Raw genomic sequence first — 23,631 nt, 5'->3', positions numbered from 1 at the left:
TTTTTATGGACAAAAATTGTCTCAAAAAAATAAAAGTTTTTACTTTGAATTCTTTTGCGAAAACTCTTGAAGGGGGGAACCCGGCAGGAGTAGTTTTGGATGCAGATAATCTTACAGAAAAACAAATGATGTATATCTCTAAAGAGGTTGGTTTTTCGGAAACTGCTTTTGTTTCGAAATCAAATAAAGCAGATTTCAAGGTGAGATTTTTTACCCCAACGGATGAAGTTGATTTGTGCGGTCATGCCACTATCGCAACTTATTTTTTAATGTGGAATAAGCAACTAATTAAATCTGGCAACTATACACAAGAAACAAAGGCCGGTATTTTAGGTATTGAGGCTGGGAAAGACGGAACAGTATTTATGGATCAAAACCCCCTCAATATTTTGAGAAATTAAACAAAGGAGAGATCGCTGAGAGTTTAAATATTCCTGAGGAATGTATTGATGATGAGCTGCCAGTTCAAATTGTCTCAACCGGGCTCAAAGATATTTTTTTGCCAATTAAATCATTGAAATATTTATTATCAATAAAACCAGATCTTGAAAAAATATCAGCTATCTGCAAACAAAACGATACCATTGGTTATCACGTTTATACTTTAGAAACAAAATTTGACGGAACGGCTAATTGTAGAAATTTTGCGCCCTTATATGGGATACCTGAAGAATCTGCAACTGGGACTTCAAATGGCGCCTTGGCCTGCTATCTGTTTAAGTATGGGAAAATAAAAAACACACAACTATCCCAATTATATTTTGAGCAAGAATATTCGATGAATAAGCCATCAGAAATATTAGTAAAGCTAGTTGTTTCAGGTAATGAGATCAAAGAAGTTAAGGTTGGGGGAAGGGCAATTGTTTCAAGAGAGTTGGAGATTGAGGTATAGTAATTATTTTTGTGAACTTTTCTACATCTACGCCATAGCGTAGATGGTGGTGTGAGTATATAATACATTCTATGTCTCAAAGAAGATTAAAATATAAAGGCATGTCGGTAAATATGTTTGGTTTGCCTAGTTTTGGTGATCCCTATGAGAAAAATAAAATACTTAAAATACCCAAAAGACAATATCTTCAATCTTTTATTTCTGATTTCAAAAAAGATGTGCCAAAAAATTTGCTTCTAATTTACGATATTCCAGAAGGAAGAAAGAAGGAGAGAGATTGGTTTCGTCGGCAACTTAAAAATTTTGATTTTATTATGATCCAGAGAAGTGTTTGGATCGGACCATCGCCACTTCCTAAAGATTTCCTAGATTATTTAAAAAGAATTGGATTGCAAAAAGAATTTAAGACATTTAAACTAGCTAGGCCTTTTACAAACTAATCTACGCTATAGCGTAGATGCTATAAGCAATCTATTTATTTTTTAACCCCTTTTTGCTATACTGTTCTCATGAACATTAAAGATGTTGAAAATCTTGCTAGTCTTGCCAGAATTGAGCTTTCTGAAGAAGAAAAAAAGAACTTACTCTCTGACATGGAGAGTATTTTAGGATATGTCAAACAAATTGAAGAGCTAAAAGTTGAGGACGTGGAACTAGAATATAAAGTTCATAACGTTTGGCGAGAAGACGAAATAATTCCAAGAGAGTTTTCAAAAGAACTCATCACAAATCAATTTCCAGATAAACAGGATGCATTTTTAAAAGTAAAAAAGATTTTGTGAATTATTAAAATTCAAAAAATTTCTGCGCCTTCGCCCTCGGAGCCATAAGGACAGGGGACCCACGACGCTTAAAATTTTTTAATTTTAATAATTAGAATAATATGATTGATTTAGCCAAACTTACAATTGCAGATGCAAGAAGAAAGCTCGATAGCAAAGAATTTTCAGCAGTGGATTTAGCGTCGGCTTATTTAGCCGAGATAGAAAAGAAAAACAAAGAGCTCAATGCTTACTTGGAAGTTTTTGACGATGTTTTAGAACAGGCAAAAATAGCTGATGAGAGGATCGCCAAAGGGGAGTCATGTCCGCTTCTGGGTATTCCGCTTGCGATCAAAGACAATATTTTGATAGAAGGACGCAAGGTTTCTGCTGCTTCCAAAATGCTCGAGAATTATGTCGCGTCTTATGATGCTACGGTAATTACTAAGTTAAAAAAACAAGGCGCAGTATTTTTAGGCAGAACAAATATGGATGAATTTGCCCTTGGAGGATCTACAGAAAATTCTGCTTACGGAGTGACCAGAAATCCTCATGACAAAGACAGAGTTGCCGGAGGTACTTCCGGCGGTTCAGCGGTGGCTATATCGGCCAATATGGCTCTCGGAGCGCTCGGCACTGATACTGGCGGATCAATACGCAATCCGGCAAGTTTTTGCGGAGTCGTAGGATTAAAGCCCACCTATGGCGTAGTTTCGCGTTCCGGACTTATTGCTGCCGTTTCTTCTTTTGATCAAGCAGGACCGATAACAAAAACAGCAGAAGACGCAGAAATTATTTTTAATATAATTCGCGGCGAGGATCCGCTAGACAGCACTTCTATCGATAAAGATTTTTATGAAAAAAAGAAAGAGAAGAAAATCATTGGAGTGCCGATGGCTTCTTTTTCCAAAGCTCTTGCGCAGGATGTGTTGAAACAATTTACTGATACGTTAGAACATCTTGAAAAACAAGGATATAAGATAAATTATGAACTGGAGTTTCCTTCTTCTAAACCCGCCTTGTCTGCTTATTATATTATAAATTTTGCGGAGGTTTCCACAAATCTAGCGCGTTTTGACGGAGTGCGGTATGGTTTGCATATCAACGGTAAAAATCTTTTGGAAGATTATTTGCTAACCAAGAGCAACGGTTTTGGCCGAGAGACGAGAAGGAGATTGATGCTCGGCGCCTATGTTTTGTCTGCCGGATATTATGATGCTTATTACGGCAAAGCGGTTTCGGTGCGCGAGCAACTCTGCAGTGAATATTTGAAAGCATTCGAGTCCGTGGATTTGATAGCGACTCCGACCATGCCGGATACCGCTTTGAAAATCGGGGAAAAATCTGATCCGGTATCTTTATATCTTGAAGATGTTTTTACTGTCACGGCCAATTTGACTGGCTGTCCGGCAATCTCTTTGCCTATGGGGAAGGTAGAAAGAGAAGGTAAAAAATTACCGCTAGGCATTCAATTTATGGCTCCGCATGGAGGAGAAGAAAATTTATTTGAAATCGGGAAAAAATTTAAATCAATAACAGACAACAATAAAAGCACTGCCTGAAAGACAGTTATGTTATAATTTCATTATGGAAACAGTTAACCAAAATCCAGTTTTACAAAACACCTTTTTTGATTCAAAGTATTTTGATCCGACCTATCTATTTGATCAAGGCACAATATATTTTCATAATTTTATTAACAATCTTTCAATTGCTTCCTTCGGTCAAATATCTGTTTTTACGAAAACAATCCTTTTCTTTTTAGCGATGTTTTTTTTGACCATAATCTGTTACGTGATTGTTCGGATGCTCGAAATCAGAGCTAAGGAACATAAGCATTTGCATCATGAAATACATGAATACGCGCTCAAAAAGGCTGAAAGAGAAAAAAGACAACGAGAAGAAACCGGAGGCTCAAAAAATGAACGTTGGAGTAAGACTCTCAGCTATCTTTTTTCTCAACATGCGAGCGATTGGAAGCTCGCTATCATCGAGGCGGATTCTATGCTTGAGAGCTTGATGGAGCAATTAGGCTTCAGGGGAGAAACCTTGGGGGATAGATTAAAAAATGCCAATCAAGAGAATTTTCCAAATCTCACCATCGCATGGGAAGTTCACACCATCAGAAACAGAATAGCTCACGAGGGGCTGGATTTTGAAGTTTCTCAACATGAAGCAAAAAGAGTCATCGCTCTATACGAGCAGATTTTTCATGAGTATGGGTATATATAAAACCTCACCCTCAAATCCCTCTCCTTATTAAGTAGAGGGAAGGTTCATGTTGCGGGAGGCCGAATCGAACGGCCGTCTTAAGGTTATGCTTTACCACTATAGTTTTCACTACCTGAATGTTTGTGGTCTGGACTATACCATCTCCTTTCTTTTAAAAAAGATTAAGGAGCTCGCCATCTAGTCTCTACACATTTATTTTCAATTTGTGTTGAAAAATTTAGCTCGGAATTGTCTTTCTGCTAAAGCAGAGAGGATTTCTCCGAATTTGACGAGTACACACCTCAAAGTTTCCTGAGAGGGGGCCCATTATTTACTACGCTGAGCCTTACGAGATGCCTCTTCTCTATCCCGCTGTAAAGTATTCTATATTAAATTATAAATATTGGCAAGTTTTTTCCTTGTTTCTGTACTGACTATGTTATATAATATACCTTATGTATTACCCACAGAAAAAAGAAATTGCAAAAAGAATGCGAGAAAGTGGAAAAAGTCTTGGTGATATTTCAAAAAAAATACATGTTACCAAATCGACTCTTAGTTTTTGGTGCAAAGATATAATTCTTACAGAATCTGCAATTATAAAAATAAAGACAAAAGGTAAAGTGAAATCTATTAGAGGTCTTTTAAGATACTCAGAATTAAAAAGAAAAGAAAGAATAACACGAAATATTTTACAAAAACAAAAAGGAGCTGAAGATTTAGGCGCACTCTCTAATAGAGATATTTTAATGATTGGGTTAGGGTTATATTGGGGAGAAGGGTACAAATATGAAAATGGTGAATTTGGGTTTACTAATAGCAATCCGCATATGATACGTTTTTATTTTAAATGGTTAAAGTTGTGGAATGTAGAAAAAGATTCCCTAATATTCCGGCTTACTTTAAATGAATTTTTTAGAAAAAAGGAATATAAGATAAAATCATTTTGGATAAATTTTTTAGGAATCAAAAAAGAACAATTTTCAAAAACCACTTTTATTCAGACAAACCTTAAAAAGGCTTCATTAAAAAATATGGAAAAATATAAAGGTATTTTAAGAGTTAAGGTCAGAAAAGGTACATCTGCAAGAAATAAGATTTTAGGAGCCATAGATCATATTTCAAATATTTAATTTTTGCAAATTATATTTGAAAAAAGCCTTAAATAATGCTATTCTGCCAATATGTCGACGTAGCTCAGGTAGTTAGAGCGGGCGTTTCATAAGCGCCAGGTCCCAAGTGCAACTCTTGGCGTCGACACAAAATATATAAACGCTTTGAAATTACACGATTTTATGTATAATAGACTAGTTGCATCGGATATTTATTTGGATAGGAAAAAGGTAGTTTTTCAAAAATATCTAAAGATGCGGCTGTAGCTCAACGGTAGAGCGCCGCCCTGTCACGGCGGAGGTCGTGGGGTCAGCACCCATCAGTCGCGCAAATATAAAATTGTTAAATAATATCTTTATTCTACAATGACTTTTTAATTCTAACCTGATATACTTTTTGCATGAAATTCGTTGATGTTCAAAAAGAACTGAAAAAATATTCATCGGAAAAGCGTAAAAAAAGTAATGAGTGGTATTTTAAAACAGGGTTTGGTGATTACGGATACGGGGATAAATTTATTGGCCTATCAATGCCTCAGATTCGGAATGTTTCAAAAAAGTTTAACTTGCTTCCTTTGCAGGAAATAAAAAGACTGCTATCATCAAAGATCCATGAAGAACGCATGACTGCTTTGATAATTCTTTCCTATCAATTTGAAAAAGCTGATAAAAAAATACAAAAAAAGATTTATAATTTTTATTTAAAAAATACTAAATACATAAACAATTGGGATTTGGTGGATGTTACCGTTAATAGGATAGTGGGTGCATACTTATGGAAAAATAAAGATGAGAACAGAAAAATTTTATATAAACTTGCACTTTCAAAAAATATGTGGGAAAGGCGCATCGCGATAATAGCAACTTCCTATTTTATCTACCAAAATTATTTTACAGACACTCTTAAAATCTCGAAAATACTTCTAAACGATAAAGAAGATTTACTGCACAAAGCGGTTGGGTGGATGCTTCGAGAGGTTGGTAAGCGTAATCAGAAAGAAGAAGAGAAGTTTCTTAAAAAATATTATAAAAAAATGCCTCGTACGATGCTTCGTTATGCAGTAGAAAAATTTCCAGAAACAAAACGCAAAGCATATTTAAAAGGTAATGTTTTATAAACATAAATCGAAGCCAATATGCAGGAACGTATATCTGTATATCATTTAACACATTAAACGCAGTTCTAACATCGCCCACTAAGTCGTGCACAGGTTTTGACTCAAGTTTGAAATATTTTATAGACTACGAACCTATATGATATACTATAAAAATAGTTATGTTTATTTTATTAAAAATTAATTATTAAATTTCTTATGGCAATTTATTTTGAATGGACAAAAAGTATGTCAGTTGGAGAGGGTCATATTGACGAACAACATCAAAAACTTTTATCACAACTTAACAAAATCATTGATGCGATAGCCATAGGGGCAAAATCCAAAGAGGCATCCGATGCGGTTAGTTTTTTTGACGAATACATTAAAGAACATTTTTCTTATGAAGAATATTATATGCAGGAATATAGTTATCCTTATTTGCAAGAACATATAAAAAAACATGAGGATTTTATCAAGAATTATGTTGCTTTTTTAGATAAATTAAATAGTGGAGAAAATGCAGATGCATTAATAATGGAAGTAGAGACATATCTTGGAGAGTGGTGGATAAATCATATTGGTAAAGAAGATCAAAAATACCACAATTTTATTGATAGCCTCGCAAAGAAGTAACAACATACTCTTTTCAGCGTAGCTCTTTAAATGTTGCCTAAGTTTGGTAAATTTTTAGAATTTAAAGAAGGTAAATAATTTTTTTTGACTAAAATCCATATTGGGTATAATATAAAAATATACGTAATAATTTAATTATTGCGTATGTTTTTATTGTTAAAAAGCACAATTTATGTTTAAACTTCTGTTAAAAATATTCAAAAACAAAAACACAGTGATTCCAATATCCCATAATGATGTAGATCAAGAAGAGATTTCTTATATTGGAAAGAAGATACATGACAACGTGAAACGCATGTTTAATGGTTCTCTTGCTATCCGGCAAGTAGACGCCGGATCCGACAACGCTTGCGAGCAGGAACTAGTCGCTTTATCAAATAGCTACTATGATATCGAGCGTTTCGGGATTCATTTTGTCGCTTCTCCGAGGCATGCTGATATGTTGCTGGTTACCGGTCCGGTGACTCGCAATATGGCGAGCGCAGTCAAAGATGCTTATGAAGCAACTCCTACCCCAAAAATCGTAGTCACGGTAGGTGATGATGCAAAAGACGGAGGCGTATTCAAAGGATCTTATGCAGTTTTAGACAGCGTCGAATCAATTATTCCTGTGGATTTTCATATTCCAGGCGATCCACCGTCACCCAAGACAATTTTATTGCACCTTCTTAAAATTCTTGAGACATTAAACGGGCCTTCGAAATTAAATAATCCTATATAAACAATATGATCGAAACCATAACATCACCAATAGGGTTTTCTTCGCTGTTAGTTTTTTTTGCTGTTGGAGCGATCGGTTCTTTGTTGTTGCAGAAAGATGACAAACTGGCGAATATTTGGAATAATTTTTTTGCAATCCTAGGTTCACTATCAGGAATTATTTTTTCAGTTTTAGTAATAATTACTGGACACAATCTTGCTTTTAATTTCGGTTCTTCTTCATTTTCTCTTTTATCTTTCTCTTTCAACATTGATATGCTCTCCGCTTTCTTTATTTTTGCCATCTCCTTAATCGCTCTTTTTTGTTCTGTTTTTGGAATAGGGTATATCAAACATTTTTATAAAAAATACAATATTGGAGTATTAGGTTTTTTCTATAATTTGCTTATCGGGAGCATGATTTTGGTTGTGACCGCTTCGAATGGAATTTTCTTTTTGATTGCTTGGGAGATTATGTCGGTTTCGTCGTACTTTTTAGTTGTTTATGACAGTGATGAAAGAAAAAATATTAAAGCTGGTTTCTTGTATTTAGTTATGACTTATATCGGCACCTCGTTTATAGTATTTTCATTTTTACTGATTTATAAATACACGAATTCTTTTGATTTTTCTGTAATTAAATCCAATATGGCTTTGATTCCATCTTCTGTAAAAAATATTATTTTCATATTCGGGATTATTGGATTTGGTACGAAAACTGGTATCATTCCATTTCACATTTGGCTTCCCGCAGCTCATCCTGCTGCTCCTTCACACGTATCTGCTCTTATGTCTGGAGTGATGATAAAGACAGGCATCTATATGCTTCTTCGCATGGCTTTGGATATCTTGCAACCGATTCCAGTTTGGTGGGGGATGGTCATTATTATTATCGGGTCCGTTTCTGCTTTGCTTGGAGTTTTGTATGCGCTTACGGAGCATGATATTAAAAAACTTTTAGCCTATCACAGTATTGAAAACATTGGGATAATTTTACTTGGACTCGGTAGCGCGATGGTATTTTTTTCACTCAATATGGTACCCCTAGCCCTGCTTAGTTTAATCGCTTCGCTTTTCCACACTCTCAACCACGCTGTTTTCAAGTCGTTGCTTTTTTTGAGCGCCGGGTCCGTTATAAATGAAGTTCATACTAAGAATATGGAAGAGTATGGCGGTCTTATAAAATACATGCCCCAAACAGCGATGTTTTTCTTGATTGGCTCAATGGCAATTTCTGCTCTTCCTCCGTTTAATGGTTTTTTTAGCGAATGGCTGACATTCCAATCTCTTTTTCAAGGGATAGCTCAATTGCAATCTTATTCTCAGATGGTGTTTATGCTCGCGGCAGGGTCTCTCGCTTTCACTGGGGGGCTTGCTCTTGCTTGTTTTGTCAAAGCCTTCGGCGCTATATTCCTCGCTCGTCCCAGGAGCGAAGAGGTTACACAGGCAAAAGAATCTGATACATTTATGCGCATAGGGATGGGAGCACTTGCTCTGTTGTCAATTTTATTTGGGTTGCTATCAGGTTACATAACTATCTTGCTTGAAAAAGTAGGGAGAGGATTTTCTATTTTTAACAATTCCTCTTCTTCTGTTTTTATTTCTTCCCATCAAGTATTTAATATAAATAATGGTTTTTCATCCGTCGCTCCTTTTGCGATTTTCATAGGAATTATTCTTACAATTTTATTGGTAATTTGGATTATCAAATACAATGTCAATAAAAATCAAAAAATTACAATTAGCAAAACATGGGATTGCGGTACCGCACTTTCTCCTCGAATGGAAATAACGGCGACCGGATTTACCAGATCAATTATTCTTATTTTCAGGGGTATTCTCAAGCCTAGCATCCAGCACGATGTCGAATATCATGACGCCGAAAGCAGATATTTGCCGAAGTCTCGAGCCGTTACCTTGGGCGTAGAGAATGTTTACAATTATTATTTTTATCAGCCCATAAATAAAATAATTAATGGCTTGTCTTTGCGCATAAAAAACATTCAAACCGGAAATATTAATATTTATATTTCTTATATTTTTATCGCTCTTATAATTTCACTATTCTTAATATTATAAAATTATGCAGATTATTATTTTAATTTTACAACTTATTTTTGTTCCTCTGGTCTCGCCTTTTTTTATTGGTTTTATAAAAAAGATCAAGGCAAAATTGCAAAATCGTCGGGGAGCCAGCGTATGGCAACCTTATAAAGATTTGTGGAAATTATTGCACAAAGATGAAGTCATAAGCTCCGAGGCTTCTTGGATTTTTAAATTTTCTCCTTATATTATTTTTTCTATAACTATTATCGTGGGCGCAAGCATCCCTCTGTTTAGCTCTTTATTTATGAATTTTTATACCGGCGATATTCTGGTTACAGTTTATCTGCTTTCTATTGGGACATTCTTTTTGGCACTGGCTGGGATGGATACAGGCGGTCCGTTTGGCGGTTTTGGTTCAAGCCGTGAAATGACCATTTCTGCGATGGCGGAAGGTGGATTAATTTTTTCACTTTTAACTGTTGCCATAATAAGTGGCACGACAAACTTATTTAAAATATCAAGTGCCGGTCTTTTTGTATATAACAAACCCATTATATCTGTCATCTTGGCTTTTATTGGATTTTTTATTATTTTATTGGCAGAGAACGGCCGTTTTCCTTTTGACAATCCGGATACGCATCTAGAATTGACCATGATTCACGAAGCTATGATCTTAGAATATTCAGGCAAGAAATTAGCTTTGATGGAATGGGCAGGAGCTAACAAATTTATTATTTTTGTAAGCCTGGGCGCCAATATGTTTTTTCCTTATGGGATAGCACATAGTATGAGCTTGATGGCAATTGTTGCGGGGATACTGGTTTTATTATTTAAAATAGTGATTTTCTGTTTGGTAGTCGGGGTGCTCGAATCAAAAATGTCTAAATTCAGATATTTTCGCTTGCCGGATCTTTTGATCATATCTTTTATTATTAGCGTAGTGGCCATTGGGCTCATCAATTAATTATGAGTATTTTATTTTTACAATTCATATTAGAGATAATGTTTCTGATTTTAGTTTTTCTGCATATTTCTAAAAAGAGCTCTGAGGTAGTTTGGGCATATATGTTTCAATCCTTAGCATTGGGAATTATATTGTTTAATTCGTACTTGGATTCAGGTAGTATATTATTGCTTGTGGTGGTCTTGCTAGTTTTGGCGATCAAAGTGATATTGGCCCCTTTGTTCTTCAATCGTTTGATCAAGAAAAATGCTTTAGCTTTTTCAGTCAGCACTTATATCAACACCCCTCTTACCCTAATAATTATTTCCTCTCTGACTTTCATTGCTTATTCCCATAAATTTTTTCCCTTGACCAACATAATTCCTGGCAATCATATGTTGCTGGCCTTGTCGCTTGCAGTAATGTTTCTTTCCTTGTTTTTAATTATCAATCGTAAGGGAGCGCTTTCGCAGATTATCGGGGTGCTTTCATTTGAAAATAGCCTAATTGCTTTCGTTGTTTTTGCCGGACTGGAACAATCCGCGTGGCTTCAAATTGGGATTTTGTTTGATATTTTTGTTTGGATTATTATTTCAACAGTATTTACAAATATGATATATGAACAGTTTGGTTCGCTTAATGTAACCGTTATGAATAAATTAAAAGATTAAATTTATGGAAATAATTTTTATTATTGCATTGTTAATAGTTTCATCCTTAGTAAGTATTCTTCTTAAAAGAAGAGCAGCCATTGAGGGTGTCTCCGTAGTTTCGTCATTTATTGTATTGATATTGTCTATTTCAATAGCCATCAAGGTAGCAGATTTTGGTTCTTATAATTTCCTTCCATTTTTTAATATTGATGCCCTGGGAGCCATAATGATTCTCATCGTCAGCTTTGTCGGTTTCTTTACTGTTGTTTATTCTATTGTCTATCTTCGAAAAGAAACTGCCAAAAATATCATAGGATTTACAAGAGTGAAACAATATTTTATTTTATTGAATTTATTTTTAACAGCTATGTTTCTTTCGATAAGTGCCAGCAATCCGATTTTCGCTTGGATCTCCATTGAGGCGACCACCTTGTCCACCGCTTTTCTCGTCAGTTTTTACAACAAACCTTCATCCGTCGAAGCCGCTTGGAAATATTTGATTATCAACTCTGTCGGTTTATTGTTGGGATTTTTCGGAACTCTTTTATATTTTACTGAGATCCATGGAACAGGCGGAGCGATCAGTTGGAATTTATTGTTGGAAAATTCTTCAAATCTCAATCCGCTTCTGGCGAAAATTGCCTTCATCTTTGTTTTGATCGGTTATGGAACGAAGGTGGGGTTCGTCCCAATGCACACCTGGAAGCCGGATGCTTACAGTAAAGCCCCTGCTCCTCTCGGAGCATTATTGTCAGGAGCATTGTTGCCGATTGCCTTCATGATAATATTGAAATTCAAAAAAATAACTGATGCGGTTGTCGGGCCATTGTTTAGCCAGCATTTGCTGATTGCCTTCGGTGTTTTATCTGTCGCTGTCTCAGCTTTGATAATATTTAATTCAAGGAATTATAAAAGATTATTAGCATATTCCAGCATTGAAAACGCCGGAATCATGGCTCTTGGTTTTGGATTTGGAGGTTTGGGTATTTTTGCCGCAATTTTGCATATGATTTATCACTCTTGCGTCAAAGCTATTTTATTCTTTACTTCCGGAAATTTATTGCTCAAATATAGTTCTGCAAAAATTCAAAATATCAAAGGCGCGTTGAAGATTCTTCCCATTACCAGCGTTCTCTTTATCTTGGGATTTTTAATTATTTCAGGCACGCCTCCGTTTGGCATTTTTCTTACAAAAGTGTATATACTTTCTGCCGGAATCCAAGTTTACCCGATTGTCAGTTTTATTGTTTTATTCTTTTTGACTATTACTTTTATCGGTTTTTTGAAACATGTAAGTTCAATGTTTTTGGGAGAAAAGCCTGTAGATGTGGAAGCCGGGGAAAGCAGTATTTGGTTGCTTGTTCCACCGATTATTTTCTTAGTAATAATAATTATTTTAAGTTTTTATATTCCGCCATTTTTACTCGCCTTAATAAATAAAGCTGTCTTGCTTTACTAAAATGATAAAAGAAAAAATACAAAAATATAATCTTCCAAAAAATGCTGAATTGAGTTTCAGTGAAAATGCTGTTTCTTTTGAAGTCCCATCTTCGCAGATAGAAGAATTGATTATTGATTTTTATAAAAATCACAGCCTTTCCTTAAAACTTGTAACCGCGACAGATGAAAGACAAGAAAATGGCTGTTTTAAAATATGGTATATTTTTGGTTCGCCCAAGGACCATTTGTTTATCATGCCTTTTATTAAATTAACAAACACAGCAGAATTTCCATCTCTGTCTTTATCTTCTAGCACCCACAAGATAGCGGATTATGAAAGGAGGATTCAAACTTTTTTCGGGCTAAAGCCTGTCGGTCATCGCAACGCCAGACAGATCATTCTTCACGAGAATTGGCCCAAAAATATTTTTCCATTGAGAAAAGATTTCAATTTTTCTACCAGGCCTCCGATTGCCAAAAATAATACATATCATTTTCAAAAAGTTAAAGGAGAAGGCATCTATGAAATACCAGTCGGGCCGATTCATGCGGGGATTATCGAACCTGGCCATTTTCGTTTTAGTGTTGCCGGAGAAAGCATTGTCCTTTTAGAGCCACGGCTTGGTTACACCCATAAAGGCAGTGAAAAATTATTTGAGGTTTTGCCTCTTCCAGAAAAGATACGTTTATCGGAGAAAATTTCCGGGGATAGTTCTTTCAGCCATTCTTTGGTTTTTTGTCAGGCATTAGAACAATTAAGCAATGTAAAAGTTCCCAAGCGAGCGCTTTATATTAGAGTTATTTTTTCTGAATTAGAAAGATTAGCAAATCATTTTGGAGATTTGGGGGCCATTATGCTCGACACCGGTTTTAATTTTGGGGGAGCCCAAGGTGCTAGATTAAGAGAGGGGATAATGCAGATAAATGAGCGAATCACCGGAAGCAGATTTTTGCGAGGAGTGAATATGCTGGGAGGAGTTTCTAAAGATATCAGTGGAGAAGAAAAAAATGTTTTGATTAAGAATTTAGAAAATATAAAAAAAGATTTTTCAGAAGTTATGGATATAGCTCTCAACGATGCGTCTCTTTTGAATCGTCTGGAAAGGACAGGTGCGATAGATCAAGAAATTGCCAAAGATCATGGAGTAGTAGGGGTTGTCAGAAGGTCTCTCGGTATAGCAAATGATGCGCGCATCGATTATCCTTATGCCGGTTATGATGAACTTATTCTGGATGAAATTGCGGTTGAAAACGGAGGAGATGTGTACGCGAGGTTTCGGGTTCGCATCAAAGAAGTGTATTCATCAATTAAAATTATCCAAAATGCCTTGAGTAAATTACCCAAAGGAGATATTAATATTTCCAATCCCGACATCGCTTTCAAAAAAGATGCTTTTGCGGTGAGCATTGTCGAGGGGTGGAGAGGGGATATTGTCTATTTTGTAAGGACAGATTCGAAAGGAAATATCAGCCGAGTTTTTCCAAGAGACCCTTCTTTGATCAATTGGGCAGTACTTAGAGATGCTGGGTACGACAATGTAGTTCCCGATTTCCCGTTGATAAATAAGAGTTTTAACTTATCATATTCTGGGAATGATTTGTAATTAAGATACTTCGGCGAGAAACTGTTATAATAAATTCCATGGAAGAAGCGTCACTAGAGCCTAAAAAACAAACAGAGGAAGAGAAATTCAAAAAAGAAATAGGAGATTTTTTTGATGCTTATAAAAGTGGGGAAGAAAGATTTAATGCTTTTTTGTCAGCAGGAGTAGGTATTTTTATAAAAAAAGGTATTCTTGAAAAAGAAAAAACCACCCAAGAATTAAGGGAGTGTTCCGAAATTTTAAATAGAGATGAATTCATAAATAAAACACTTATCGTTCTTGAACCAATTTTAGAAATAAAAAAGAAAAATCCAAGATTAATTGAAAAAATACAAGCAGAAGCTTTTCTCAAAGAAGGAAATCTTATAAAGTTAAATGATCTTTTGTCTTATGGGGTTGATGAAAACAGTATTCATATCCACCTTGCTCCATCAAAAGAACTACTAAGGGAAGTTGGAAAAGAAAATTATTTAAAATTAATTATTGAGGGGTTAAAAAAATTAGCCAAAATTGTTGAAAAAGATGAAACAATAAAAAAAATAACTGCTATTTCTGACGTTGTAACTAATAATCCTAAACGTATGGCTGAGTTTGGTTTTGTCGTCACAGGATATATTAGTGAACAACAAAAGAACCAGTATTTTGAATCAGAAAGAAGAGATATTAGTGAAGCAGAGATATCTAGAGAGGAATTATTAAAAAGATATTTGAATTAATTTTTTTTGCAAAATAGGCCAAAATAAATCCCCACACCTTTCACTTGTAAAAGGTGTCGGGATAAACTAATATAACAGAGTAGTTTATAAAGCCGTCGTAGCTTAGCGGTAAAGCACGTCATTGGTAATGACGAGACCAAGGGTTCGATCCCCTTCGACGGCTCTTGCTTGTTCTTTGGCCATCCTAGCTCAGTTGGTAGAGCGCGGTCTTCGTAAGACTGAGGTCCCGAGTTCGATCCTCGGGGATGGCTCATGGAAAATGATTTAAATGAAATCACAAAAGAAATAGAAAAACTGGAAGCAGAGATGCAGGCCCTTGATTTTTGGAATGACAAAAACAAAGCGCAGGCGACTTTGAAAAAATTAGCGGAACTGAAAGAAAAAAAAGAAGGAGTCGGCAAATACGACAAAGGCAATGCTGTGATCACGATCATCTCCGGCGCTGGCGGGGATGACGCAGAAGATTTCTCTGCGATGCTTTTGTCCATGTATATCAAGTATGCCGACAAGCGCGGTTGGAAAGTTTTTTTTATTCATGAAAATAAAAACAATGATAATGGATATAGGAATGTTTCTTTTGAAATCTCCTCCCATGATAAGGGGAGGTTGGGAGGGGTTGGTCCCTATGGAGCATTAAAGAATGAAAGCGGGGTGCACCGCCTGGTGCGAATTTCACCCTTTGACTCAAAAAAATTACGGCACACTTCTTTTTCCATGGTAGAAGTTTTGCCTAAATTTTCTAAACTTGAAGAAAAAGATTTTGTTATACCGCCGGCTGACCTAAAGATAGAATACTCCCGCTCCGGCGGTCCTGGGGGGCAGAATGTGAATAAAAGAGAAACCGCGGTTCGTTTAGTGCATGTTCCGACAGGGATAGCCGTACACGCTTCAAATGAGCGTTCTCAAGAACAAAATCGCGAGCGAGCGATGGCTATCCTTTTGGCCAAAATTTTCAAAAAAGCGCAGGAAGACAAGAGAACTATGGAAGAAAGCCTGAAATCCACCAAAAATACTGAAATAGAATGGGGAAATCAGATCCGTTCTTATGTGCTTCATCCTTATAAAATGGTCAAAGACCACAGAACTGGGGTTGAGACCTCCAATGTAGATGCGGTTTTAAATGGAGATTTGGACATTTTCGTTGATCCCGAACGAAGCCGCCCTCGCTAACAAGCGAGTGCTACGGTCACCTTGGGGCGACCTGCTTCGTTCGGGATTGAGGCAGAGAAGAATTTGTAAACTTGACAGTGTAGATACATTGTATATACTTAGAATATGACAACTAAAATACAAAAATGGGGAAATAGTTTGGCGGTGCGAATACCCAATGAATTTGCCAAAAATCTAAATTGGTCAGAGGGAGCCGTGGTGGGTTTTCAGCAATTAGGAAATAAGATGATTATTACTTCTAGCCGCCCTAAATATACTGTAGAACAAATGCTAAAAGGGATGACGAAGAAAAGCTTGCATAAATCTCTGTGGCTGAACGACAAGTCTAGAGGTAAAGAAATATGGTAAAAAATCCAGTAATTCCAAAGAGAGGTGACATTGTTTGGATTGATTTTAGCCCGACTAAAGGTCATGAACAATCAGGGTTGCGTCCAGCGGTGGTGATTTCTTCTGATGAATACAATTCTTTTTCTGGTTTGGCGCTAGTTTGTCCTATGACCAGCAAGCGCAAGGGTTATTTTTTTGAAGTTGCCATAAAAGGGCCCAAAGAAAAGTCTTTTGTTTTAGCTGATCAGGTAAGATCTTTTGATATACAAGAGAGAATAAAGAAAATAACAGGCAGGGTAAGCCTATTGGAAATAAACGAAATTCTAGGGAGAGTTTCTGTTTTGTTTGAATAGAAATTTGTGATAGAATAAAAAGGTGCTCCCGAACAGAACTTACTATGTTTTATACTTACATATTAAAAAGTAAGAAAAGTGGTAATTTTTATACGGGTTACACAAATAATTTGCGGAAGCGCTTTAAAGAACATTCTGAGGGTAAATCTTCGTATACTAAAGGACGAGGCCCCTTTGAAATAATATATTATGAAGCGTGTTTAAATGAGAGTGATGCAAGAAACCGCGAATTGTATCTAAAGTCGGGAAGGGGCAAACTTTATTTAAAACAAAGGTTAAAGCGCTTCCTGTTCTGTACGGGATAATCCCGTACGAAATCGCGGACACATATGACAAAAATATTTTTAACAACAAATTTTATTAATAATGAAGATAAGGCGCATCATTGTGGTGTCCGCGTTTATTTCGTAACGGGATGATTTACTTTAATAATGTTTCAAAAATTTACAAGGATTTGGCTGCACTCGATGATGTCACTTTTACGGTAGAAACAGGAGAATTTGTGTCCATTGTCGGACATTCCGGCGCCGGTAAAACTACTTTAGCAAAAATGATTTTAGCGGAAGAAAAGCCTTCTATGGGCACGGTCTTTTTTGAGTCATTAAATGTGAACCAGATAAAAAGGAGAGATTTGACCAGGCTTCGCCGCCGTATCGGCATGGTGTTTCAAGACTACAAACTGCTTTCCAACAAAACTGCTTATGAAAATATCGCTTTTGCTATGGAGGCCGTCGGTAAAACTGAAGAAGAGATAGCGAGCGACGTTCCGCATGTTTTAGAGCTTGTTGATCTAAGCCATAGAGTTTTTCATTTCCCAGATCAAATGTCCGGTGGGGAACAGCAACGCTTGGCTATCGCGAGGGCAATCATAAATCAACCAGAGCTCATCATCGCTGATGAGCCGACGGGGAATTTAGACCCAGTGAACACGCATGAGATAGTGCAGATTTTAAAAAAGATAAATGATCTCGGCACGACTGTAATATTGACTACTCACAATTACGGAATTATTGAATCCCTTGGAAAAAGAGTAATTACTATGGAAAATGGGAAAATTATAAGGGATACTAAGCATAAGAAATAATATGATATAATCGTTCTAGAATAATTTTTAAATTTATGAGAATAGTCGCATTTAAAAGAATTATAAAAAATGGATTTTTAAACTTTAAAAGAAGTGGGCTTGTTTCTTGGGCAGCGGTTCTGGTAGTTACGATTACCCTTTCAGTCATTACGCTTATTATTTTTTTGCAGGCAGTTTTACATTTTTCTCTTAACCAAATCAAAGACAAAGTGGATGTCACTATTTATTTTACCGAAAGCGCGTCGGAGAGTAATATTATGCGCTTAAAATCTTCATTGGAAAAATTACCAGAAGTATCCCAAGTTTTTTATACAAGCGCTGCTGACAATTTAAAGAATTTCCGCCTTCGCCACTCAAATGACTACCCGACCATTCAAGCCTTGGACGAGATAGGTAGCAATCCGCTTTTAGCGACTCTCGGCATTAAAGCAAAAGAAATTTCTCAATACGAATCGATTGCAAATTTTTTGAAATCAGACAATGCGTTAGTGTCAGGCCCAATTTCTATAATAGATCATACGAATTATTATAACAACAAAGAAGTTATATCTAAATTAGACAACATAATCTCTGGCGCGCAAAAGCTCGGACTTCTGGTAACCCTGCTTTTTGTGATTATTTCTATCATTATTACTTATAATACGATTCGCTTGACGATTTTTATTTCCAAAGAAGAAATAGGCGTGATGCGCCTGGTCGGCGCTTCCAAGATGCATGTGCGCGGGCCTTTTATGATAGAAGGCGCGATCTACGGCATCATTGCGACTCTATTCACCCTTATTCTTTTTTGGCCAGTGTCAGCCTGGCTCGGACACAATATGACAGATTTTCTTGGAATCAATATGTATGATTATTATCTCTCAAGCATTCTTCAAATTTTCATTATCCTTTTATTATCAGGCGTAGGTTTGGGTATTATTTCTAGCTTCTTAGCTGTCAGAAAATATTTGAATAAATAAATGATGCATCCCGTTAGAAGTCAAATTTCATGGTATATTATAAGAATTAATTTAAGTTACTTAATATTATTTTAAATTTAATAAAATTAGTATGACTTCTAACGGGATGCAAAAAAAAGAAAAAAAATATATTTTCGTAGTGGGAGGTGTTATGTCTTCAGTGGGAAAAGGGATCGCTGCCGCTTCTATCGGAAAAATCTTGCAGTCTCGCGGTTACAAAGTGGCAAATATGAAAGCGGACATGTATGTCAATATAGATGCGGGGACGATTCGTCCGGCTGAGCATGGGGAAGTCTTTGTCGGCGAAGACGGCATAGAGGCTGATCAAGATCTCGGCAATTATGAACGCTACACAAACCAAATCAGTACCCGTGTAGATTATGTTACTACTGGGCAAGTGTATAGAGAGGTTATAAAGAGAGAACGCAATCTAGAATACGGAGGGGAGGATGTCGAAGTTTATCCAGATATCCCAAAGGAAATAATCAGGCGAATAGAAGCTTGTCAGGAAAAGAATAAATCTGAGATTACCATCATAGAATATGGAGGCACAGTGGGGGAATATCAATTATTTCCATTTCTCGAAGCGACTCGCATGATGAAATCAAAAACCCCCTCAGATGTTTTTGTTGTTTTAATAAGTTATTTACCGACACCGACACTCCTAGGCGAACAAAAATCAAAACCTACTCAGCGCGCTATCAATGATCTTCATTCTATGGGCTTAAATCCTGATTTTGTGATTTGTCGAGCTGACCAGCCTGCCACCTTGGACATCAAGCAAACTATCAGCAACGTGTGCAGTTTGCCGATAGAGAGGATAATCTCGGCGCCGGATGTTTATTCTATCTATGATGTGCCGGTTAATTTTGAAAAAGAAAATTTTGGCAATACTTTACTAAAAGCCATTGGGCTCAAGCCACGAAATCAGGATTTGGCTGATTGGACTGCTTTTGCAAATAAGATTAAAAAAATAAAAAAAGAAGTACGTATCGGAATTGTGGGAAAATATTTCAATTTTAAATCTTGCAAAGATACCTACATTTCAGTAATTGAGTCGATAAATCATGCTGCTTGGTCCTTCGGTTTCAAGCCGGACGTTATCTGGCTTGATTCAGAAAAATATGAAAAGAATCCTAAATTATTAAGCGAACTTGATGATTTGGACGGCATTATAGTCCCAGGAGGATTTGGTAATAGAGGAGTAGAAGGCATGATTTTAGCGGCAGATTATGCTCGCAGAAAAAAGATTCCATATTTTGGTTTATGCCTAGGTGTGCAAATTTTAACGATTTCCTATGCTCGCAATGTTTTAAAACTGCATGATGCGAATTCGACTGAAATGAATCCAAACACTTCGCATCCGGTTATCGCCACGATGGCTGATCAAGTGGAAAAAATAAAGAATAAAAATTACGGGGGCAGTATGCGCCTAGGCGCTTATGATTGTGTTCTAGCCAAGGACACCATTGCATTTCAATCTTACAAAACTTCCAAAATTTCTGAACGTCATCGACATCGATATGAAGTTAATCCGAAATATGTCGCAGATTTGGAGAAAGCCGGTTTGGTATTTTCTGGCAGATCTCCAGATGGAGTTTTGATGGAAATAGCCGAACTTTCCAAAAAAGATCATCCATTTTATCTCGGCACTCAATTTCATCCCGAGTTCAAATCCCGCCCGCTTGCCCCGCACCCTCTTTTTTCAGCTTTCATAAAAGCAAGTATAAATAAGAAGAAATAAGAACATTAGGGCGGAGGCAACGCCTCCGCCCTAGTTTTGACTGCTCAGATCCTTCTTTTTGGTCTCAAATTCTTCTTTGTTGATTTCACCTTTGGCGTATCTTTCTTTTAGAATGTCTATAGCATCTTTATTTCTATCCATATGCCCACATCCATGATGAAAGTGCGATTTGCCTCCTCGAATGAGCCAAATAATAAAGGCAATAACAACAATCCAAAAGAGAAACATAATTAACCCGCCCAAAATATGACCGCCCCAATTACCATAATATCCATACATCATAATATTTTAATTTAATTAAAACTACTAATTTCGACTAAATAATGATACTCGAGAATTATGAATTCTTCATTAAGATTCTATTTTGAGCCTTAAATTCCAATTTACTTTTGTTTTGATATAATAAACCCATGTCTAACTATACCGAAAAAGATGCAAATCCGATGTCGTGGAATGAATTCGATGACTTAATCAATGTTCTGATTGAAAAGATAAATAAATATTTCAAGGAACAGAATAAACAAGTTCACGTAATTTCTCAGCTTCACCGGACGGGAGGAATAGTGGGAAGCACCTTAGCAATAAAAATGAAGATTATTCCATTACTCCCTTTACAATTTAAATATTCATATTACCCAACTAAAATTACTCAAATTATTTCAGTCCCAGATATTTTAGTCGATGTGCCAGAAGATATGAATATAATTCTCGCAGAAGGGAATACAAGTTCTGGTTCAGTTGCCAAAGAAGCCGTAAAGGCTATAAAAGCTAAATATCCTAAAGCTAAGATTTATCTTGCAACCCTTACAAAAGTTTATGGTGGTTTTGAGGAATTAGAAGGTGTTGAAAAAGTTTTTTACGGAGCAATGACCAATGAAAGATTCAGAGCAACCCCTGAAGAAGTTGAAAAGTTAGGATTACGGAAGGGAATAACTATTTTCCCTTGGGAAAACACAAAAGAGGAGCTTTTTGATGTGAATGCTAGTTAGAAAGGTTTCTTGTTTTTTCTAGTTTTGTCAAACACTTGTCAAACACCCGATGTTTGACAATTCAATACACCTCCTGCTGATAGCATTTCTCGCAATAGATAATCTCTGGTCTCTCTGGTGCATAACTGGTCTCAAATTCTACGGAGCATTTGTCTTGATGATTATGGTTGGTTTTATCGCACATGCAAGTCCTATGCCAGAGCTTTAAAGGATTTTCAAATTTAAAACGTTCGCTATTTCGACAATAAAAACATTTACGAGGAATGGGGATAGAATATTTTTTATAAAAAGATAATTCATTCTGCACTATTTTATAATTTCTTTCGCATTCAATACATAAAAGAATTTCATCTAAAATACTTTCTGACACATCTGAAATAGAATCCGGAATTTGTTCTAGTTGGATTGTTTCTTTGCCGGAAGTTTTTTGCGTTTTGTCCCACCATTTGAATCCTTTTTTTACCGCTTCTTCTTTAGTGAGAGGAAAGTGTTCTTGCGCCATTGTTTCGTTGTAACCGAAATGAGAAAGTCCGCTCGGAAAGAATTCCCCGTATTCTCTAGTCTCTTTTATATGTTTTATAAGTTTATCTCTCAATTTAAAATATTCCTCTTTGCTGTATTTTTTATTCAAAATGCAATATTGGCCGTGTCGAATAGCAGAACAGCCAAAAAGATGTTTTGATGAATGGCAATTTTCCACATAGCTCAATTCTTGGCTTTTTAAAGAATAAATCGAAAACAAAACTTGAAAATCATGATCCGGAGTCAACCCTTCGTAACACTCGAGACTTTTGCCAGCCGGCGTCAAATCATAGCTTTCTTTAATTTCATTGCTTCTCCAAATAAATCTAGAATCTTCTACGGAACGGCACCAAAAGACGTCTTTTGCATTTTTGCTGTTGATCAATCCTTGTCCAGTGGATGCTACGCAATTAAGAATATTAGCAAATCTCCTAGGCTGTTTTGCAAGAAATTCCATAAATTCTTTTTTTGTTTTTTCTATTCCGGAATAAGTGTCTAATCGATAGCTTTTAAATATTCTTTCGTATTCTTCTTTGGTGTATTGCTTGTTTAAGATGCAATATTTTTTCTGACGCAAATTCGCGCACATAAAACAATCAGAGCAACCCTTGCAGTCATAACAGAAAGTGCAGTCCACCAAGCTCGAGGAATAATAGCAATTCCTGCAATTGTAACAATGTTCTAGAAAAATCCCTTCGTAGATAACATGAGAGTAATGGAAAATACCCAAGCTATCCACCACGTCGCTCGTTTCCGGACCGCCGATGCTGTATCCATACATACAATCTTCTGCAAACCAAGACATGGAAACCATATAGCAATTTTTAGCAAAAGTGACATTTTCAGTATATTCGCAATTTACACTGCCTATGCCGTCATCGTTGAACAAAGAAGGCAAGGGGACTTTATTTTGCAGTTCTCGATATTGTTCAAAAAATGGCTGGCTAAAATCAATGTCTTTGCCGTAACTTTTTGGATCCCACTTATCGCTCCACCAGCATTTGTTGCAATAAACAGTGAGCGGTTTTTCGGCGTGATAAAGAGAGATTATTTTATCTCCGCATAGGTCACACGTGCGATTATAGAAAGCTAGATCGTTTCGCCAAGCCAGCCTCCTTTGCAATCTGCACTCTGGACAAAAAGTCGGTGGTGGTACTTTTATCTTTTCGTAAAATCCGAAATCGTCAGACTCAATGGTAAATTCACCTTTACAGTTTTGGCATATTCTATTTTCTGAATTCATATAGATATTATATCAGTATTTTTTGAAAAGATAAGATAAATACATACTGCAAAAAGGTTTTATTCTTCCGTCTCGTTGTTTGGTGTACAATTACTAAGTGAAAAATAAGCCGAACAATCTTTTCCTGCATGCCGACGGAGATTCCTTCTTTGTAGCCTGTGAGCTTACCTTGCGCCCGGAACTTCGAGGCAAGCCAGTGGTCGTGGGGGAAGACCGCGGGATTGCCGTGGCCATGAGCCCGGAGGCAAAAAAGCTCGGAGTGACCCGCGGAATGCCGACTTTTCAAATTAAAAAACTTTTTCCAGAAGTGACTATTCTCTCGCATCACTTTGATCTATATCAAGACATTTCCAGCCGAATGCAGCAGATTCTTCAGTCGTACTGTCGAACCATAGAAGTGTACAGCATAGATGAATGTTTTGCGGTTGTAGAG

At 36.4% G+C, this 23,631-nt stretch carries 25 protein-coding genes, 4 tRNA genes and 1 pseudogene; 28 read left to right on the top strand and 2 right to left on the bottom strand.

Annotation, left to right across the window (positions count from 1 at the left end; genetic code table 11):
* Window positions 1-5: 5 nt before the first annotated feature.
* The 26 genes and pseudogenes from PHT16_03765 (at window position 6) to PHT16_03640 (ending at window position 20,444) form a co-directional block, all read left to right on the top strand.
* Window positions 6-892: pseudogene (locus tag PHT16_03765) on the top strand (PhzF family phenazine biosynthesis protein).
* A gap of 71 nt (window positions 893-963) precedes the next feature.
* Complete coding sequence (locus tag PHT16_03760) at window positions 964-1,332, top strand: hypothetical protein (protein MDD5721526.1); 369 nt, start codon at window positions 964-966, stop codon at window positions 1,330-1,332.
* Between the two features lie 69 nt (window positions 1,333-1,401).
* Window positions 1,402-1,674, top strand: a complete 273-nt coding sequence (gene gatC / locus PHT16_03755; protein ID MDD5721525.1) for an Asp-tRNA(Asn)/Glu-tRNA(Gln) amidotransferase subunit GatC — start codon at window positions 1,402-1,404, stop codon at window positions 1,672-1,674.
* A 101-nt stretch (window positions 1,675-1,775) separates the two neighbouring features.
* The gene (gatA, locus tag PHT16_03750) at window positions 1,776-3,215 is read left to right on the top strand and encodes an Asp-tRNA(Asn)/Glu-tRNA(Gln) amidotransferase subunit GatA (GenBank protein ID MDD5721524.1); all 1,440 of its coding nucleotides are present in this window, start codon (window positions 1,776-1,778) and stop codon (window positions 3,213-3,215) included.
* A gap of 25 nt (window positions 3,216-3,240) precedes the next feature.
* The gene (locus PHT16_03745) at window positions 3,241-3,885 is read left to right on the top strand and encodes a hypothetical protein (protein MDD5721523.1); all 645 of its coding nucleotides are present in this window, start codon (window positions 3,241-3,243) and stop codon (window positions 3,883-3,885) included.
* Between the two features lie 434 nt (window positions 3,886-4,319).
* Window positions 4,320-4,997 (top strand): hypothetical protein, encoded by a 678-nt coding sequence (locus tag PHT16_03740; GenBank protein ID MDD5721522.1) that lies wholly within the window; start codon window positions 4,320-4,322, stop codon window positions 4,995-4,997.
* Window positions 4,998-5,050: 53 nt separating this feature from the next.
* Window positions 5,051-5,124 (top strand) — tRNA-Met (locus tag PHT16_03735).
* 109 nt (window positions 5,125-5,233) lie between these two features.
* Window positions 5,234-5,305: transfer RNA gene (locus tag PHT16_03730), tRNA-Asp, on the top strand.
* Between the two features lie 72 nt (window positions 5,306-5,377).
* On the top strand, window positions 5,378-6,094 hold the full coding sequence (locus PHT16_03725) for a DNA alkylation repair protein (protein ID MDD5721521.1): 717 nt from the start codon (window positions 5,378-5,380) through the stop codon (window positions 6,092-6,094).
* A gap of 195 nt (window positions 6,095-6,289) precedes the next feature.
* Window positions 6,290-6,706, top strand: a complete 417-nt coding sequence (locus tag PHT16_03720) for a bacteriohemerythrin (GenBank protein MDD5721520.1) — start codon at window positions 6,290-6,292, stop codon at window positions 6,704-6,706.
* A 172-nt stretch (window positions 6,707-6,878) separates the two neighbouring features.
* The gene (locus tag PHT16_03715; protein ID MDD5721519.1) at window positions 6,879-7,427 is read left to right on the top strand and encodes a hypothetical protein; all 549 of its coding nucleotides are present in this window, start codon (window positions 6,879-6,881) and stop codon (window positions 7,425-7,427) included.
* A gap of 5 nt (window positions 7,428-7,432) precedes the next feature.
* Window positions 7,433-9,484 carry a proton-conducting transporter membrane subunit gene (locus PHT16_03710; GenBank protein MDD5721518.1) on the top strand — a complete coding sequence of 684 codons (2,052 nt, stop codon included), beginning with the start codon at window positions 7,433-7,435 and terminating at the stop codon, window positions 9,482-9,484.
* 4 nt (window positions 9,485-9,488) lie between these two features.
* On the top strand, window positions 9,489-10,415 hold the full coding sequence (locus PHT16_03705; protein MDD5721517.1) for an NADH-quinone oxidoreductase subunit H: 927 nt from the start codon (window positions 9,489-9,491) through the stop codon (window positions 10,413-10,415).
* Window positions 10,416-10,417: 2 nt separating this feature from the next.
* Window positions 10,418-11,065, top strand: coding sequence for a hypothetical protein (locus PHT16_03700; GenBank protein ID MDD5721516.1), 648 nt, complete (start codon window positions 10,418-10,420; stop codon window positions 11,063-11,065).
* Window positions 11,066-11,069: 4 nt separating this feature from the next.
* The gene (locus PHT16_03695; protein ID MDD5721515.1) at window positions 11,070-12,506 is read left to right on the top strand and encodes a proton-conducting transporter membrane subunit; all 1,437 of its coding nucleotides are present in this window, start codon (window positions 11,070-11,072) and stop codon (window positions 12,504-12,506) included.
* A 1-nt stretch (window position 12,507) separates the two neighbouring features.
* The gene (locus PHT16_03690; GenBank protein ID MDD5721514.1) at window positions 12,508-14,091 is read left to right on the top strand and encodes an NADH-quinone oxidoreductase subunit C; all 1,584 of its coding nucleotides are present in this window, start codon (window positions 12,508-12,510) and stop codon (window positions 14,089-14,091) included.
* 38 nt (window positions 14,092-14,129) lie between these two features.
* On the top strand, window positions 14,130-14,807 hold the full coding sequence (locus tag PHT16_03685; GenBank protein MDD5721513.1) for a hypothetical protein: 678 nt from the start codon (window positions 14,130-14,132) through the stop codon (window positions 14,805-14,807).
* A 91-nt stretch (window positions 14,808-14,898) separates the two neighbouring features.
* A tRNA-Thr gene (locus PHT16_03680) sits at window positions 14,899-14,970 on the top strand.
* A 15-nt stretch (window positions 14,971-14,985) separates the two neighbouring features.
* Window positions 14,986-15,058 (top strand) — tRNA-Thr (locus tag PHT16_03675).
* Window position 15,059: 1 nt separating this feature from the next.
* Window positions 15,060-15,977, top strand: coding sequence for a PCRF domain-containing protein (locus PHT16_03670; GenBank protein ID MDD5721512.1), 918 nt, complete (start codon window positions 15,060-15,062; stop codon window positions 15,975-15,977).
* Window positions 15,978-16,082: 105 nt separating this feature from the next.
* Window positions 16,083-16,325 (top strand): AbrB/MazE/SpoVT family DNA-binding domain-containing protein, encoded by a 243-nt coding sequence (locus PHT16_03665; GenBank protein ID MDD5721511.1) that lies wholly within the window; start codon window positions 16,083-16,085, stop codon window positions 16,323-16,325.
* Window positions 16,319-16,657 carry a type II toxin-antitoxin system PemK/MazF family toxin gene (locus tag PHT16_03660; GenBank protein ID MDD5721510.1) on the top strand — a complete coding sequence of 113 codons (339 nt, stop codon included), beginning with the start codon at window positions 16,319-16,321 and terminating at the stop codon, window positions 16,655-16,657. The genes PHT16_03665 and PHT16_03660 overlap by 7 nt, the downstream gene beginning before the upstream one ends.
* Before the next feature lie 44 nt (window positions 16,658-16,701).
* Entirely contained in the window at window positions 16,702-16,962 is a 261-nt protein-coding gene (locus tag PHT16_03655) for a GIY-YIG nuclease family protein (protein ID MDD5721509.1), read from the top strand.
* Between the two features lie 110 nt (window positions 16,963-17,072).
* A complete protein-coding gene (gene ftsE / locus PHT16_03650; GenBank protein ID MDD5721508.1) occupies window positions 17,073-17,741 on the top strand; it encodes a cell division ATP-binding protein FtsE in 669 nt (222 codons plus the stop codon).
* A gap of 35 nt (window positions 17,742-17,776) precedes the next feature.
* Window positions 17,777-18,700, top strand: coding sequence for a permease-like cell division protein FtsX (locus PHT16_03645; GenBank protein MDD5721507.1), 924 nt, complete (start codon window positions 17,777-17,779; stop codon window positions 18,698-18,700).
* A gap of 106 nt (window positions 18,701-18,806) precedes the next feature.
* Window positions 18,807-20,444 carry a CTP synthase gene (locus PHT16_03640; GenBank protein MDD5721506.1) on the top strand — a complete coding sequence of 546 codons (1,638 nt, stop codon included), beginning with the start codon at window positions 18,807-18,809 and terminating at the stop codon, window positions 20,442-20,444.
* A gap of 30 nt (window positions 20,445-20,474) precedes the next feature.
* On the opposite strand, the gene PHT16_03635 is transcribed toward PHT16_03640, so the two are convergent.
* Window positions 20,475-20,726, bottom strand: coding sequence for an SHOCT domain-containing protein (locus PHT16_03635; GenBank protein MDD5721505.1), 252 nt, complete (start codon window positions 20,724-20,726; stop codon window positions 20,475-20,477).
* A gap of 128 nt (window positions 20,727-20,854) precedes the next feature.
* Here PHT16_03635 and PHT16_03630 point away from each other — a divergent pair, with 128 nt between their 5' ends.
* Window positions 20,855-21,433 (top strand): hypothetical protein, encoded by a 579-nt coding sequence (locus PHT16_03630; GenBank protein ID MDD5721504.1) that lies wholly within the window; start codon window positions 20,855-20,857, stop codon window positions 21,431-21,433.
* Between the two features lie 61 nt (window positions 21,434-21,494).
* Here the strand turns inward: PHT16_03630 and PHT16_03625 are convergent, their stop codons facing one another.
* Complete coding sequence (locus tag PHT16_03625) at window positions 21,495-23,198, bottom strand: hypothetical protein (protein ID MDD5721503.1); 1,704 nt, start codon at window positions 23,196-23,198, stop codon at window positions 21,495-21,497.
* A gap of 97 nt (window positions 23,199-23,295) precedes the next feature.
* On the opposite strand from PHT16_03625, the gene PHT16_03620 reads away from it, so the two are divergent.
* A partial coding sequence (locus PHT16_03620) for a hypothetical protein (protein ID MDD5721502.1) occupies window positions 23,296-23,631 on the top strand: 336 nt, incomplete at its 3' end.

The sequence above is a fragment of the Candidatus Paceibacterota bacterium genome, from assembly GCA_028718635.1.
Classification (GTDB): Bacteria; Patescibacteriota; Minisyncoccia; order Phycocordibacterales; family UBA9973; genus UBA9973.
The sequence above is the reverse complement of the archived record's forward strand: the minus strand, read 5'-3'. Positions and strand labels throughout refer to the sequence as shown.

Bases quoted from the DNA above. Each gene is read 5' to 3' on its own strand.
- PHT16_03760 (MDD5721526.1), top strand. From the start codon at position 964: ATGTCTCAAAGAAGATTAAAATATAAAGGCATGTCGGTAAATATGTTT.
- gatC (MDD5721525.1), top strand. From the start codon at position 1,402: ATGAACATTAAAGATGTTGAAAATCTTGCTAGTCTTGCCAGAATTGAG.
- gatA (MDD5721524.1), top strand. From the start codon at position 1,776: ATGATTGATTTAGCCAAACTTACAATTGCAGATGCAAGAAGAAAGCTC.
- PHT16_03745 (MDD5721523.1), top strand. From the start codon at position 3,241: ATGGAAACAGTTAACCAAAATCCAGTTTTACAAAACACCTTTTTTGAT.
- PHT16_03740 (MDD5721522.1), top strand. From the start codon at position 4,320: ATGTATTACCCACAGAAAAAAGAAATTGCAAAAAGAATGCGAGAAAGT.
- PHT16_03725 (MDD5721521.1), top strand. From the start codon at position 5,378: ATGAAATTCGTTGATGTTCAAAAAGAACTGAAAAAATATTCATCGGAA.
- PHT16_03720 (MDD5721520.1), top strand. From the start codon at position 6,290: ATGGCAATTTATTTTGAATGGACAAAAAGTATGTCAGTTGGAGAGGGT.
- PHT16_03715 (MDD5721519.1), top strand. From the start codon at position 6,879: ATGTTTAAACTTCTGTTAAAAATATTCAAAAACAAAAACACAGTGATT.
- PHT16_03710 (MDD5721518.1), top strand. From the start codon at position 7,433: ATGATCGAAACCATAACATCACCAATAGGGTTTTCTTCGCTGTTAGTT.
- PHT16_03705 (MDD5721517.1), top strand. From the start codon at position 9,489: ATGCAGATTATTATTTTAATTTTACAACTTATTTTTGTTCCTCTGGTC.
- PHT16_03700 (MDD5721516.1), top strand. From the start codon at position 10,418: ATGAGTATTTTATTTTTACAATTCATATTAGAGATAATGTTTCTGATT.
- PHT16_03695 (MDD5721515.1), top strand. From the start codon at position 11,070: ATGGAAATAATTTTTATTATTGCATTGTTAATAGTTTCATCCTTAGTA.
- PHT16_03690 (MDD5721514.1), top strand. From the start codon at position 12,508: ATGATAAAAGAAAAAATACAAAAATATAATCTTCCAAAAAATGCTGAA.
- PHT16_03685 (MDD5721513.1), top strand. From the start codon at position 14,130: ATGGAAGAAGCGTCACTAGAGCCTAAAAAACAAACAGAGGAAGAGAAA.
- PHT16_03670 (MDD5721512.1), top strand. From the start codon at position 15,060: ATGGAAAATGATTTAAATGAAATCACAAAAGAAATAGAAAAACTGGAA.
- PHT16_03665 (MDD5721511.1), top strand. From the start codon at position 16,083: ATGACAACTAAAATACAAAAATGGGGAAATAGTTTGGCGGTGCGAATA.
- PHT16_03660 (MDD5721510.1), top strand. From the start codon at position 16,319: ATGGTAAAAAATCCAGTAATTCCAAAGAGAGGTGACATTGTTTGGATT.
- PHT16_03655 (MDD5721509.1), top strand. From the start codon at position 16,702: ATGTTTTATACTTACATATTAAAAAGTAAGAAAAGTGGTAATTTTTAT.
- ftsE (MDD5721508.1), top strand. From the start codon at position 17,073: ATGATTTACTTTAATAATGTTTCAAAAATTTACAAGGATTTGGCTGCA.
- PHT16_03645 (MDD5721507.1), top strand. From the start codon at position 17,777: ATGAGAATAGTCGCATTTAAAAGAATTATAAAAAATGGATTTTTAAAC.
- PHT16_03640 (MDD5721506.1), top strand. From the start codon at position 18,807: ATGCAAAAAAAAGAAAAAAAATATATTTTCGTAGTGGGAGGTGTTATG.
- PHT16_03635 (MDD5721505.1), bottom strand. From the start codon at position 20,726: ATGATGTATGGATATTATGGTAATTGGGGCGGTCATATTTTGGGCGGG.
- PHT16_03630 (MDD5721504.1), top strand. From the start codon at position 20,855: ATGTCTAACTATACCGAAAAAGATGCAAATCCGATGTCGTGGAATGAA.
- PHT16_03625 (MDD5721503.1), bottom strand. From the start codon at position 23,198: ATGAATTCAGAAAATAGAATATGCCAAAACTGTAAAGGTGAATTTACC.